Origin of the sequence: Rathayibacter sp. AY1E6 (assembly GCF_002931115.1) — a bacterium.
Classification (GTDB): domain Bacteria; phylum Actinomycetota; class Actinomycetes; order Actinomycetales; family Microbacteriaceae; genus Rathayibacter.
In genome coordinates, this window is the sequence record NZ_PSVK01000006.1 from 105,494 (window position 1) to 117,488 (window position 11,995).

Consider the following 11,995-nt stretch of genomic DNA (forward strand, 5'->3'; position numbering starts at 1 on the left):
CGGAGCGTAGAATCCCACACCATGAGCACGCCCGGTACCGCCCCGTCGCCCGTCGCCGAGACCCGGCCGAGGACCTACGAGGTCCGTACGTTCGGGTGCCAGATGAACGTGCACGACTCCGAGCGGCTGAGCGGTTCGCTCGAGGCGGCGGGCTACGTGTCCGCCGATGGAGCCGAGGCCGACGTCGTCGTCATCAACACCTGCGCGGTGCGCGAGAACGCCGACAACAAGCTCTACGGCAACCTCGGCCACCTCGCGTCGGTGAAGCGCCGCCACGAGGGGATGCAGATCGCGGTCGGCGGCTGCCTCGCGCAGAAGGACAAGAACGTCATCCTCGACCGCGCCCCGTGGGTCGACGTCGTCTTCGGCACGCACAACATGGGCGCCCTCCCGAGCCTGCTCGAGCGCGCCCGCCACAACGACGAGGCGCAGCTCGAGATCCTCGAGTCGCTCGATGTCTTCCCTTCCACGCTCCCCACGAAGCGCGACTCGACCTACAGCGGCTGGGTCTCGATCTCGGTCGGCTGCAACAACACCTGCACCTTCTGCATCGTCCCCTCGCTCCGCGGCAAGGAGAAGGACCGGCGTCCCGGCGACGTGCTCGCCGAGATCCAGGCGCTCGTGGACGACGGCGCGATCGAGGTCACCCTTCTCGGCCAGAACGTGAACTCCTACGGCGTCGAGTTCGGCGACCGCCAGGCGTTCTCGAAGCTGCTCCGCGCGGCGGGCACCATCGACGGGCTCGAGCGGATCCGCTTCACGAGCCCCCATCCCGCGGCCTTCACCGACGACGTGATCGACGCCATGGCCGAGACGCCGGCGGTGATGCCGCAGCTGCACATGCCGCTCCAGTCCGGCTCCGACCGCATCCTCAAGGCGATGCGCCGCTCCTACCGCTCCGAGAAGTTCCTCGGGATCCTTGACCGGGTCCGCGATCGCATCCCGCACGCGGCGATCAGCACCGACATCATCGTGGGCTTCCCCGGCGAGACCGAGGCCGACTTCCAGGAGACCCTGCGGGTGGTCGAGGCGGCCCGCTTCGCCTCCGCCTTCACCTTCCAGTACTCCATCCGGCCCGGCACCCCGGCCGCGACGCTGCCCGACCAGATCCCCAAGGCGGTCGTCCAGGAGCGCTACGAGCGGCTCGTCGCCCTGCAGGACGCGATCAGCGAGCAGGAGAACCGCGCAGTCGTCGGCCGAGAGGTCGAGGTCCTCGTCGCGACCGGCGAGGGCCGTCGCGACACGGAGACGCACCGGCTGAGCGGACGCGCCGAGGACAGCCGTCTGTTGCACTTCGACGTGCCCGAGGGCTCCGAGCAGCCGCGTCCCGGAGACGTGGTCTCCGTCCGGGTCACCCGTGCCGCCCCCTTCTACCTCCTGGCGGATTCGCCCGACGGCGCGCCGCTCCGCATCCGCCGCACCCGCGCGGGCGACGCCTGGGACCGGGCGCAGACCGAGTCCTGCGGAGTTCCGGCCGCCCCGGGCGCGAGCGGGGCGCCCCGGGTCTCGCTGGGCCTGCCGTCGCTGCGCGTGCGCGACGCCGGCACGCTGACGACGCCGATCTACGACGCCCTCGATGGCGAGCGCTGAGACCGGAGCCCCCGATACCGCGCCGGAGCTCATCGCGGTCGTCGGCGCGACCGGCACGGGCAAGTCCGACCTCTCGCTCGAGCTCGCCGAGGCGATCCGGCAGGACGGCGGCGCCGCTGAGATCGTGAACGCCGACGCGATGCAGCTCTACCGCGGGATGGACATCGGCACCGCGAAGCTGCCCGCCGACGAGCGTCGGGGCGTCCCGCACCACCTGCTCGACGTCCTCGACGTGACGGAGGAGGCGTCGGTCGCCCGCTACCAGCGCGAGGCGCGGCGCGTGATCGAGAGCGTGCTGGCGCGCGGGGCGACGCCGATCCTCGTCGGAGGCTCCGGTCTGTACGTCTCCAGCGTCGTCTTCGAGTTCTCGTTCGCGGGCACCGACCCGGCCGTCCGGCGCCGGCTCGAGGAGACCGCCGAGCGGGAGGGCCTGGGCGCCCTCGTCGAGCGGTTGCGCCGGATCGACGCCGGAGTGGCCGAGCGGATCGGTCCGCACAACGCCCGGCGCATCGTCCGCGCGCTCGAGATCGCGGAGCTCACCGGCGGGAGCACGCACAGCGCGCTGATGTCCGACGAGCCGGTTCCGTGGCGCCCCGCCTCGATCCTGTTCCTCGAGGCTCCGCGGGAGGAGCTGGTGCAGCGCCTCGACCGGCGGGTGGAGCGGATGTGGGCGGCCGGGATGCTCGACGAGGTCGAGCGGCTCGTCCCCCTCGGCCTGGAGCGCGGCGTCACCGCCGGGCGGGCCATCGGGTACGCCCAGGCGCTCGCCCAGCGTGCCGGCGTCCTCCGCGAGGAGGAGGCGATCGCGGCGACGCAGGCGCTCACGCGCCGCTACGCACGTCGGCAGAACAGCTGGTTCCGGCGCTACGCCGGCGCCCACCGGCTCCCGTACGACGCGCCGGACCTGGTGTCGCGGGCGCACTCCGCCGCCCAGGCCGCCGCTCCCGCTCCTCGCTAGGCTGTGCGCCATGACGATCGAGCTGCACTTCACCAAGGGCCAGGGCACCGGCAACGACTTCGTGCTCTTCAGCGACCCGGACGGTGAGGTCGACCTCTCGCCCGCGCAGATCGCGATGATCTGCGACCGCCACTTCGGCGTCGGCGCCGACGGCGTCATCCGTGCCGTCCGCTCCCGCGCGATCCCGGAGGGCGCCGCGGCTCTGGCCGAGGAGAGCGAGGCGGAGTGGTTCATGGACTACCGCAACGCCGACGGCTCGATCGCCGAGATGTGCGGCAACGGCATCCGCGTCTACGCCGCGTTCCTGCTCGCGGGCGGCCTCGCGGCGCTCGAGCCCGGCGACACCCTGCCGATCGGCACCCGCGCCGGCGTCCGCGACGTCACCCGCAGCGGTGCCGGGTTCCAGGTCGACCTCGGCCGCTGGGAGCTGGCGGGCGGCGAGCCCCTGGTGCGGGCGAAGGAGCTCAAGGTCGCGCGCCCCGGTCTCGGGATCGACCTCGGCAATCCGCACGTGGTCGTCGCCCTCAGCAACGACGAGGAGCTCGACTCCGCCGACCTCTCCTACATCCCGCAGCTCGACCCGGAGCCCGAGGACGGCGCGAACGTCGAGTTCGTGGTACCCGGCGAGCCCCTGGTCCACGACGGCATCGGGCGGATCCGGATGCGCGTGCACGAGCGCGGCAGCGGCGAGACCCTGAGCTGCGGCACGGGTGCCGCAGCGGCGGCACTGGCGGTGCGCTACTGGGCGGGAGCCCGCGCTCCGCAGGCCTGGCGCGTGGAGGTCCCGGGCGGCACGCTCGGCGTGACGATGTTCGCGGCGGAGGAGGGCGAGCACGTCGGGCTCTCCGGCCCGGCCGACCTCGTCTTCACCGGGACGATCCGGATCGACTGAGGACCCGGTCAGGCCCGGCGGGTCGTCCGGAGCACGCGGAAGCCCTTCGCCGAGGAGACGCGCTCCACGTCGAGCCGCCCGGCGAACGCGGCGCCCAGCCAGGTCTGGAGCGAGTCTGAGCCGAGGTTGCGCTGCACGACGAGCCAGGCGTCCGCGCCCTCCTCGAGCCGCGGCAGCCAGCGTTCGAGCAGGAGATGCAGCTCCTCCTTGCCGATGCGGATCGGCGGGTTCGACCACACGGTGCGGAAGCGGACGTCGTCGGGAACATCCTCGGGCAGCACGGCGTTGACATTGAGGACGCCGAGTTCCTCGCAGTTGCGACGGACCAGCTCGAGCGCCCGCTGGTTGACGTCGACCGCCCACACCCGGGCGTCGGGGGAGGCGAGGGCGAGCGCGAGGGCGATCGGGCCCCAGCCGCAGCCGAGGTCCAGCAGGTCCCCGTCAGCGGGGGCGTCGGGCACCGCGTCCAGCAGGACGCGTGTGCCGAGATCGACGTGACCGGGGCTGAACACCCCTCCTGCCGTCGTGACCTCGAGGTCGCGGCCGGCCAGGCGGGCCTGGATCCTGCGGGGCCGGAGGTCGCCGTCGGGAGTACTCGAGAAGTAGTGCTCGGCGGCCATGAGAAGTGAACCTATCAAGACCTGAGGAGTTAGTGTTATCCGGATGACGGAAGACCTGAACGAGACCGACACGACCGAGGCCGTGGACGTCGTCTCGAGGGTCCTGGCGAACGCGCAGTCGCGTTCGGCAGGGTACTCGCGCTTCGTCGCGGGTGGAGCCCAGGCGCTGCAGAGCGCCGGCCACGAGGGCGAGAACAGCGACGGCGAGCAGTTCGACCGCGACGACCGGCAGGCGCTGCGACGCGTCGCCGGCCTCTCGACCGAGCTCGAGGACGTCACGGAGGTCGAGTACCGCCAGCTGCGCCTGGAGAACGTCGTGCTCATCGGCGTGTACTCGCAGAATTCGCTGGAGGACGCGGAGAACTCGTTGCACGAGCTCGCCGCGCTCGCGGAGACGGCGGGAGCGACGGTCCTCGACGGCCTGCTCCAGCGCCGCCCGCACCCCGATCCGAGCACCTACCTCGGCAAGGGCAAGGCCCAGGAGCTCGCGGGGCTCGTCGCGGCCCTCGGCGCGGACACGGTCGTCGCCGACACCGAGCTCGCACCGAGCCAGCGGCGTGCGCTGGAGGACGTGGTGAAGGTCAAGGTGATCGACCGCACCGCGGTGATCCTCGACATCTTCAGCCAGCACGCGAAGAGCCGTGAGGGCAAGGCGCAGGTCGAGCTCGCGCAGCTCGAGTACCTGCTCCCGCGACTGCGCGGCTGGGGCGAGTCCATGTCCCGCCAGGCCGGCGGCCAGGTGGGCGCGGGAGCCGGAATGGGCTCGCGCGGTCCGGGTGAGACGAAGATCGAGCTCGATCGTCGCCGCATCCACACCCGCATGGCGCGCCTGCGCAAGCAGATCACGGCGATGAAGCCCGCCCGCGAGGCCAAGCGCGCGAACCGCAAGCGCAACGCCGTCCCCTCGGTGGCGATCGCGGGATACACGAACGCCGGCAAGTCGAGCCTGCTGAACCGGATGACGCACGCGGGCGTCCTCGTCGAGAACTCGCTCTTCGCGACCCTCGACGCCACCGTCCGCAAGGCCCAGACGAAGGACGGGCGCCTCTACACGCTCGCCGACACGGTCGGCTTCGTGCGAGCGCTTCCGCACCAGCTCGTCGAGGCCTTCCGGTCGACGCTCGAGGAGGTCGCGGACTCCGATGTGATCGTCCACGTCGTGGACGCCTCCCACCCCGATCCGGCCGGGCAGATCGCCACCGTGCGCGACGTGATCGGCGAGGTGGGCGCCCGCAGCATCCCCGAGATCATCGCCTTCAACAAGGCCGATCTGGTGGACGAGGGCACGCGGCTGGTGCTGCGCGGTCTCGCTCCCGACGCGGTCTTCGTGTCGGCGCGCAGCGGCGAGGGCATCGACGAGCTGGAGGCGCGGATCGCCGAGATCCTGCCCGAGCCGGACGTCGAGATCGACCTGCTCGTGCCGTACGACCGGGGCGACGTGATCTCGCATCTGCACCGCAGCGGCCGGATCCTGTCGACGCAGTACGTCGAGGGCGGCACCCACGTGGTCGCCCTCGTGCACGCCGATCTGGCGGGCTCGCTCACCGAGTTCGCGGTTCCGCGCGCGGCCGTCCAGGCCTGATCGCCACCACCCGAGCGCCCGTCTCCCCGTCAGGGAGGCGGGCGCTCGGCGCATCCGGGAGGGGGTGCGGCGACCCGCACCACCGACCGGCGGCGGCCGGAGGGTTCGGCGACGGGGTTTCGGCGGCCCTCCTCCGCCTTCCCGTGACCGCGACGGAGGGGCGCGCGCCCCGATCGCCCGCGCCCGTCGAATGCAGGAGGGGCCCGACCGGCTGCACGCCGGTCGGGCCCCTCCTGCACGCCCGGTGTCAGACCGAGCGGAGGACCGCCACGATCTTCCCGAGCACCTCGGCCTCGTCGCCGAGGATCGGCTCGAAGTTGGAGTTGCGGGGCAGCAGCCAGGTGTGGCCGTCGCGCTGGCGCAGCACCTTGACGGTGGCCTCGCCGTCGAGCATGGCCGCTACGATCTCGCCGTTCTCGGCGGTGCGCTGCGAGCGGACCACGACCCAGTCGCCGTCGCAGATCGCGGCGTCGATCATCGACTCGCCGACGACCTTGAGCATGAAGAGCTCGCCCTTGCCGACGAGCTGCCGGGGAAGCGGGAACACCTCGTCGATCTGCTGGTCGGCCATGATCGGCACACCCGCCGCGATCCGGCCGACGAGGGGGACCATCGCCGCGTCGCCGACCGTCGCGGTCGACTCGAACGACCCGTCGTCCTCCGTCGAGCTGGGGACGTCGATGAGGATCTCGAGGGCGCGGGGCCGGTTCGGGTCACGGCGCAGGTAGCCGCTGAGCTCGAGCTGGTTGAGCTGGTGGGTGACGCTCGACAGCGAGGCGAGGCCGACCGCGTCGCCGATCTCGCGCATGCTCGGCGGGTAGCCGCGGCTCGACACCGAGCGCTGGATCGCGTCGAGGATCGCGAGCTGCTTGGCGCTCAGGCTCTTCCGGCGCCGGCCCGCGGCCGCCTTCGTCTTGGCGGCCGGGGTCCCGGCCCTCTGCGCGTCGCTCACGATGCTCCCTCTTCCCGGTGCGCACGCCGCGTGCGCGCCCGCCCGGTCGCGACCCGACAAGGAATGTCGGTGGTCGCTGCTGTACTACGACCAGGCTCTCGAAACTGTATCCGCCGGAACTCCCGACCCGGAACATTCGTTCGAGTGTGTCGCGCGCGTGTCTGCCCGCGGATCAGCCGAGCGGTCCCTTGACCGCTCCGTCGTTCGAAGATATGTTCGGTACAGGCGTTCGGGGCGGCCCTCCCGGCCGAGGGCCTCCCCGAATCCCTGTTGAAAGGAGCGATCCCATGACCGCACAGCTCACCTCCCGCCCGCTCCAGCGCTCGTCCGCGGCTCGGCCCGTCGAGGTCCTGCCGTCCGCTCCCGAGCCGATGAACGCGTTCGGCGAGGCGCGCATCGTCCGCACCCGTCTGCGCCTCACGCGCCGCGGCCGCGCCGTGGTGGCCGCTCTGGGGGCCCTGCCGATCGTGGCGGGCGCCTTCGCCTTCGGGCTCAACGGCGGTGGAGCGGTCGCGTCGAGCGACGCCGCTGCAGTCGAGTTCCAGTACGTCACCGTCCACGCGGGCGAGTCGCTCTGGTCGCTCGCCGAGGAGCTCGCCCCGCAGGCGGACCCGCGCGACGTGGTCGACGACATCCTCTCCCTCAACCAGCTCTCGAGCGCGGGCGTCGAGCCCGGGCAGCGCCTCGCCGTCCCGGCCGAGTACGACATCGCTCGCTGAGCCGGGCTGCCCGGTCGTCCGCGTCGGGCGCTTCGCTACCATTCCCTGGTGACGACTCTCGACGACCTGCCCCTCCGCGACGACCTCCGAGGCAAGCACCCGTACGGCGCACCCCAGGCGGTCGTGCCCGTCGCCCTCAACGTCAACGAGAACACCCACCCGGTCCCGGACGACGTGATCGCCGACATCGTCGGGCGGGTCACGGAGGCGCTGCGCACCGTCAACCGGTACCCCGACCGCGAGTTCCGAGAGCTGCGCGACTCCCTCGCCGGCTACCTCGGTCACGGGCTCACCGCGGACGGCGTGTGGGCTGCGAACGGATCGAACGAGGTGCTCCAGCACGTCCTTCAGGCGTTCGGCGGTCCCGGGCGCTCGCTGCTGGGGTTCGCGCCCACCTACTCGATGTACTCGATCCTCGCGTCGGGGAGCGGAACGGAGTGGATCCCCGCTCCGCGCGAGGCGGAGTTCGAGATCGGAGCCGAGCACGCCGCGGAGCAGGTGCGCCGGGCCCGGCCCGACATCGTCTTCCTCTGCGCGCCGAACAACCCGACCGGGACGCCGCTCGACCTCGCCGTGATCGAGGCGGTCTACGACGCGACCGACGGCATCGTCGTCGTCGACGAGGCGTACGCCGAGTTCGCCGGCAGGGGCGCTCCCACCGCGCTGAGCCTCCTCCCCGGGCGACCGCGCCTGCTCGTGTCCCGCACCATGAGCAAGGCCTTCGCCTTCGCCGGTGTCCGCCTGGGCTACCTCGCCGCCGACCCCGCGGTGATCGACGCGCTCCGCCTCGTCCGCCTCCCGTACCACCTGTCGGCCCTCACCCAGGCCGCCGCGACCGCCGCCCTCGCTCACGCCGACGAGATGCTCGCCATGGTCGGCGAGATCATCGTGCAGCGCGACCGGATGATCGACGGACTGCGCGCCCTCGGCTACCGCCCGTACGCGACCGGCAGCAACTTCGTCCTCTTCGGCGGTGTCGCGGATCCGGCCGCCGTGTTCGAGGGCCTGCTCGCCCGCGGCGTCCTCATCCGCGACGTCGGCATCCCGAACCACCTCCGTGTCAGCGCCGGCACCGAGGAGGAGACGACCGCGTTCCTCGAGGCGCTCGCCTCCCTCCCCGCACCGTCGGCCGACCCCACGGTGGCGCTCTCGCGCGAGTGAGCTCCGCCCGGGGGCGGCGACGCGGCGCGAATAGACTGGGAGGCATGACCTCCCCGAGCGCCGCACCCGGGCGCACCGCCTCCCTCAGCCGTGCCACCAGCGAGTCGAGCATCGAGCTCTCCCTCGACCTCGACGGCACGGGCGTCGCCGATCTCGAGACCGGCGTGCCCTTCTTCGACCACCTGCTGACGGCGTTCGCGAAGCATTCGCTCACGGACCTGCGCGTCCGGGCCCGCGGCGACATCGAGATCGACATCCACCACACCGCGGAGGACATCGGCATCGTACTCGGCACGGCCATCCGACAGGCTCTCGGCGACAAGGCCGGGATCTCACGCTTCGGCGACGCGCTCGTCCCCCTCGACGAGGCGCTCGTGCAGGCGGTCGTCGACATCTCGGGGCGCCCCTACCTCGTGCACACCGGCGAGCCGGAGGGCTTCGCGCTGCACCTGATCGGCGGCCACTTCACCGGGTCGATGGTGCGCCACGTCTTCGAGGCGATCGCGTTCAACGCCGGCCTCACCGTGCACGTCACGGTGCTCGGCGGCAGGGACCCGCACCACATCGCCGAAGCGGAGTTCAAGGCGTTCGCCCGCGCCTTCCGTCAGGCCAAGGCCCTCGATCCGCTCGTCTCCGGCGTGCCGTCGACGAAGGGCGCGCTGTGAGCTCGGCCCGCCCCTCCGTCGTGGTCTACGACTACGGCTCGGGGAACGTGCACTCCGCCGTCAAGGCGCTCGAGCTCGCCGGGGCCGACGTCGAGCTGACGGGGGACCGGCAGCGGGCGCTGGAGGCGGACGGCCTCCTCGTGCCCGGCGTCGGCGCCTTCGACGCCGTGATGTCGGCGCTGACCCGCGCCCGCGGCGGCGAGATCATCGAGAAGCGCCTCGCCGGCGGGCGCCCCGTCCTGGGCATCTGCGTCGGGATGCAGGTGCTCTTCGAGCGCGGCGTCGAGCGCGGGGTCGAGAGCGAGGGCCTGGGCGAGTGGCCGGGGACGGTGGACCTCCTCCCGGCCGAGGTCGTCCCGCACATGGGCTGGAACACCGTCTCCGCTCCCGAGGGCTCGGTGCTCTTCGACGGCATCGCCGAGGAGCGCTTCTACTTCGTGCACTCCTACGGCGCCCGCGAGTGGTCGCTCGACGTGATGCCCCCGTTCCCGCGTCCCGCGGTCACCTGGGCCGATCACGGAGGCCCCTTCATCGCCGCGGTCGAGAACGGGCCGCTCTCGGCCACGCAGTTCCACCCCGAGAAGTCGGGGGCCGCCGGGCTCCGGCTGCTGGCCAATTGGCTGGGCACCCTCCGCACGAACTAGGATCGGCCGGTGGTCGGCGCCTCCAGGGGCCGGCACCGGCTCCGAGACTGAGGATGACGATGAGCGAGTTCACCAAGGCCCCGGGCCTGGTCCTCCTGCCTGCGATCGACGTGGCGGGCGGCAGGGCCGTGCGGCTCACGCAGGGCGAGGCCGGGACCGAGACCAACTACGGCGACCCGATCGACGCCGCGGGCGATTGGGCCGACCAGGGCGCGGAGTGGATCCACCTCGTCGACCTCGACGCCGCCTTCGGCCGCGGCGACAACCACGGCATCATGAAGAAGGTCATCCGGCAGGTGAAGGGCGTGAACGTCGAGCTCTCCGGCGGGATCCGCGACGACCGCAGCCTCGAGTCCGCGCTGAGCGCCGGCGCGAAGCGCATCAACCTCGGCACCGCGGCGCTCGAGAACCCCGAGTGGGCCGCGAGCGTCATCGCGCAGTACGGTGACCAGATCGCCGTCGGGCTCGACGTCCGGGGCACCACGCTCGCCGCGCGCGGCTGGACCAAGGAGGGCGGCGACCTCTGGCAGGTCCTCGACCGCCTGGAGGAGGCCGGCTGCACCCGCTACGTCGTCACCGACGTCACGAAGGACGGCACGCTCAAGGGCCCGAACCTCGAGCTCCTCGAGCAGGTCATGGCCCGCACCCACCGCCCCGTGATCGCCTCGGGCGGCATCTCGAACCTCGACGACATCGCCGCTCTGCGCGACCTCGTGCCCCAGGGGCTCGAGGGCGCGATCGTCGGCAAGGCGCTGTACGCGGGCGCGTTCACGCTCGCGGAGGCCCTGGATGTCGCATCCGAGTGAGCCCCGCCCGCTCCCGGCGCATCTGACCGACTCCGCCGGCACTCCCTGGGCGGGCCGGCACTTCGAGCCGAGCGCAGCACCGGAGGACGACGGGAGCGCCCCGGAGGCGCTGGTCGCCGCGCTCGAGTCCTTCACCCGCGGCATTCGCGGCCCGGAGGCCGTGGTCGACGCGCTCCGCACGTCCCGCCTGCTCATCCCTCTGGTCGCCCGCCTCGGCGAGGAGGCCGAGGGGGTCGGGGGACTCCGGGCGGACAAGACGCAGGAGCTCGCGATCGTCACGGTCGCCGGACCCGACGGCCGCACGGTGCTCCCCGTCTTCAGCGGCGTCGAGAGCATGCGCCGGTGGGACCCGGCCGCCCGTCCCGTCCCTGTCGACGGGCGCCGCGCGGCCCTGGCGGCCGTCGCGGAGGGCACCGAGGTGATGGTCCTCGACCCCGCGTCCGAGCGGGCGTTCGCGGTCCGGCGCCCGGCGCTCTGGGCGATCGCGGAGGGCGGCGACTGGCGGCCGGCCCCCGCCGATGCGGAGGTGCTCCGGGCTCTGCGCGCGGCTGCGGAGGGGGAGCGGGCGGTCGTCTCGCTCGAGGTGCGCGCGGGAGATCCGGAGCAGCGCCTGGCGGGGCCCGAGCTCGTGGTGGTCCTGAGCCTGCGCCCGGGGCTCGATCAGGACGCGCTCGGCGCCCTCGTCGCGCGCCTGGGGGAGCGGTGGGCGGCGGACGAGACCGTCGCGCAGCGCGTCGACTCGATGACGCTGCAGCTCGCCGCCGCCCGCTGACTCCCGATCAGGTGACCGGGCCGGTCCACTTCTCGCCCGGGCCCTTGCCGATCGGGTCGGCGATCGGGGACGCCTCACGGAACGCGAGCTGGAGGGTGCGGAGGCCGTCGCGCAGGCTCCGGGCGTGCATGTCGCTGATGTCGGGCGCCCCGGCCGTGACCAGGCCCGCGAGCGCGTTGATGAGCTTGCGCGCCTCGTCGAGGTCGACCTGCGCTCCGGGCTCGTCGGCGAGCCCGCACTTGACGGCGGCCGCGCTCATCAGGTGCACGGCGGCGGTGGTGATGATCTCCACCGCCGGGACCTCCGCGATGTCGCGCGCGGCCTCCACGTCGGAGGCTCCGCCGTCCTCGCCGAATCGTCGCGTGTAGTCGTCGTCGTACTGGGCCATGGGTCCTTCGTTCGTCGTCCGTGGTGGAGGGGCGCGGCTGCCGCAGCAGAGGATCGAGGGGCGGCCGGATCCGCTCTGTCGGGCGGGCCGCCGGTCTGCTATGGTTGTCCGGGCTCCGAGGCATGTCCTCGGTTCGAAAGTGGAGATTCTCCCACCCGCGCTTGACCGCTTCACAAGGTTACCGGGTCAGAAGCACTCCGCCCCCGAGGGTCGTCAGACCACCGGAGGCAGGGCTGCGGCTCTCGA

General features: G+C 72.6%; 13 protein-coding genes. 10 read left to right on the forward strand and 3 right to left on the reverse strand.

Annotated elements, in window-relative coordinates; all coding sequences use genetic code 11:
* Positions 1–21: 21 nt before the first annotated feature.
* Genes miaB through dapF form a run of 3 tightly spaced genes read left to right on the forward strand, consistent with a single transcriptional unit; the run spans position 22 to position 3,440 of the window.
* On the forward strand, positions 22–1,590 hold the full coding sequence (gene miaB, locus C5C46_RS07920; RefSeq protein ID WP_104226306.1) for a tRNA (N6-isopentenyl adenosine(37)-C2)-methylthiotransferase MiaB: 1,569 nt from the start codon (positions 22–24) through the stop codon (positions 1,588–1,590).
* A complete protein-coding gene (gene miaA, locus C5C46_RS07925; RefSeq protein ID WP_104226307.1) occupies positions 1,577–2,548 on the forward strand; it encodes a tRNA (adenosine(37)-N6)-dimethylallyltransferase MiaA in 972 nt (323 codons plus the stop codon). Before miaB ends, miaA begins: the two co-directional genes overlap by 14 nt.
* Before the next feature lie 10 nt (positions 2,549–2,558).
* Positions 2,559–3,440, forward strand: coding sequence for a diaminopimelate epimerase (gene dapF, locus C5C46_RS07930; RefSeq protein WP_104226308.1), 882 nt, complete (start codon positions 2,559–2,561; stop codon positions 3,438–3,440).
* 8 nt (positions 3,441–3,448) lie between these two features.
* Here the strand turns inward: dapF and C5C46_RS07935 are convergent, their stop codons facing one another.
* A complete protein-coding gene (locus tag C5C46_RS07935) occupies positions 3,449–4,060 on the reverse strand; it encodes a class I SAM-dependent methyltransferase (protein ID WP_104226309.1) in 612 nt (203 codons plus the stop codon).
* 43 nt (positions 4,061–4,103) lie between these two features.
* Here C5C46_RS07935 and hflX point away from each other — a divergent pair, with 43 nt between their 5' ends.
* Entirely contained in the window at positions 4,104–5,642 is a 1,539-nt protein-coding gene (gene hflX, locus C5C46_RS07940; protein ID WP_104224481.1) for a GTPase HflX, read from the forward strand.
* Positions 5,643–5,889: 247 nt separating this feature from the next.
* Here hflX and lexA read toward each other — a convergent pair whose 3' ends face one another.
* Positions 5,890–6,594, reverse strand: coding sequence for a transcriptional repressor LexA (gene lexA, locus C5C46_RS07945; RefSeq protein ID WP_104224482.1), 705 nt, complete (start codon positions 6,592–6,594; stop codon positions 5,890–5,892).
* A gap of 287 nt (positions 6,595–6,881) precedes the next feature.
* Between lexA and C5C46_RS07950 the strand changes: the two genes are divergently transcribed.
* The 6 genes from C5C46_RS07950 to C5C46_RS07975 are packed head-to-tail and all read left to right on the forward strand — an operon-like array spanning position 6,882 to position 11,361.
* Positions 6,882–7,313, forward strand: coding sequence for a LysM peptidoglycan-binding domain-containing protein (locus tag C5C46_RS07950; RefSeq protein WP_308470736.1), 432 nt, complete (start codon positions 6,882–6,884; stop codon positions 7,311–7,313).
* Positions 7,314–7,361: 48 nt separating this feature from the next.
* Positions 7,362–8,474, forward strand: coding sequence for a histidinol-phosphate transaminase (locus C5C46_RS07955; protein ID WP_181027239.1), 1,113 nt, complete (start codon positions 7,362–7,364; stop codon positions 8,472–8,474).
* A gap of 44 nt (positions 8,475–8,518) precedes the next feature.
* Positions 8,519–9,139, forward strand: a complete 621-nt coding sequence (gene hisB / locus C5C46_RS07960; RefSeq protein WP_104224484.1) for an imidazoleglycerol-phosphate dehydratase HisB — start codon at positions 8,519–8,521, stop codon at positions 9,137–9,139.
* A complete protein-coding gene (gene hisH / locus C5C46_RS07965) occupies positions 9,136–9,783 on the forward strand; it encodes an imidazole glycerol phosphate synthase subunit HisH (RefSeq protein ID WP_104224485.1) in 648 nt (215 codons plus the stop codon). The genes hisB and hisH overlap by 4 nt, the downstream gene beginning before the upstream one ends.
* Positions 9,784–9,842: 59 nt before the next feature.
* Entirely contained in the window at positions 9,843–10,589 is a 747-nt protein-coding gene (priA, locus tag C5C46_RS07970) for a bifunctional 1-(5-phosphoribosyl)-5-((5-phosphoribosylamino)methylideneamino)imidazole-4-carboxamide isomerase/phosphoribosylanthranilate isomerase PriA (RefSeq protein WP_104224506.1), read from the forward strand.
* Positions 10,573–11,361 carry an SseB family protein gene (locus C5C46_RS07975; protein WP_104226311.1) on the forward strand — a complete coding sequence of 263 codons (789 nt, stop codon included), beginning with the start codon at positions 10,573–10,575 and terminating at the stop codon, positions 11,359–11,361. Before priA ends, C5C46_RS07975 begins: the two co-directional genes overlap by 17 nt.
* Positions 11,362–11,368: 7 nt before the next feature.
* On the opposite strand, the gene C5C46_RS07980 is transcribed toward C5C46_RS07975, so the two are convergent.
* On the reverse strand, positions 11,369–11,749 hold the full coding sequence (locus C5C46_RS07980; protein WP_104313470.1) for a DUF1844 domain-containing protein: 381 nt from the start codon (positions 11,747–11,749) through the stop codon (positions 11,369–11,371).
* Between the last annotated feature and the right edge of the window lie 246 nt (positions 11,750–11,995).

Coding starts and splice junctions, on each gene's coding strand:
- miaB (WP_104226306.1), top strand. CDS start 22: ATGAGCACGCCCGGTACCGCCCCGTCGCCCGTCGCCGAGACCCGGCCG.
- miaA (WP_104226307.1), top strand. CDS start 1,577: ATGGCGAGCGCTGAGACCGGAGCCCCCGATACCGCGCCGGAGCTCATC.
- dapF (WP_104226308.1), top strand. CDS start 2,559: ATGACGATCGAGCTGCACTTCACCAAGGGCCAGGGCACCGGCAACGAC.
- C5C46_RS07935 (WP_104226309.1), bottom strand. CDS start 4,060: ATGGCCGCCGAGCACTACTTCTCGAGTACTCCCGACGGCGACCTCCGG.
- hflX (WP_104224481.1), top strand. CDS start 4,104: ATGACGGAAGACCTGAACGAGACCGACACGACCGAGGCCGTGGACGTC.
- C5C46_RS07950 (WP_308470736.1), top strand. CDS start 6,882: ATGACCGCACAGCTCACCTCCCGCCCGCTCCAGCGCTCGTCCGCGGCT.
- hisB (WP_104224484.1), top strand. CDS start 8,519: ATGACCTCCCCGAGCGCCGCACCCGGGCGCACCGCCTCCCTCAGCCGT.
- priA (WP_104224506.1), top strand. CDS start 9,843: ATGAGCGAGTTCACCAAGGCCCCGGGCCTGGTCCTCCTGCCTGCGATC.
- C5C46_RS07975 (WP_104226311.1), top strand. CDS start 10,573: ATGTCGCATCCGAGTGAGCCCCGCCCGCTCCCGGCGCATCTGACCGAC.
- C5C46_RS07980 (WP_104313470.1), bottom strand. CDS start 11,749: ATGGCCCAGTACGACGACGACTACACGCGACGATTCGGCGAGGACGGC.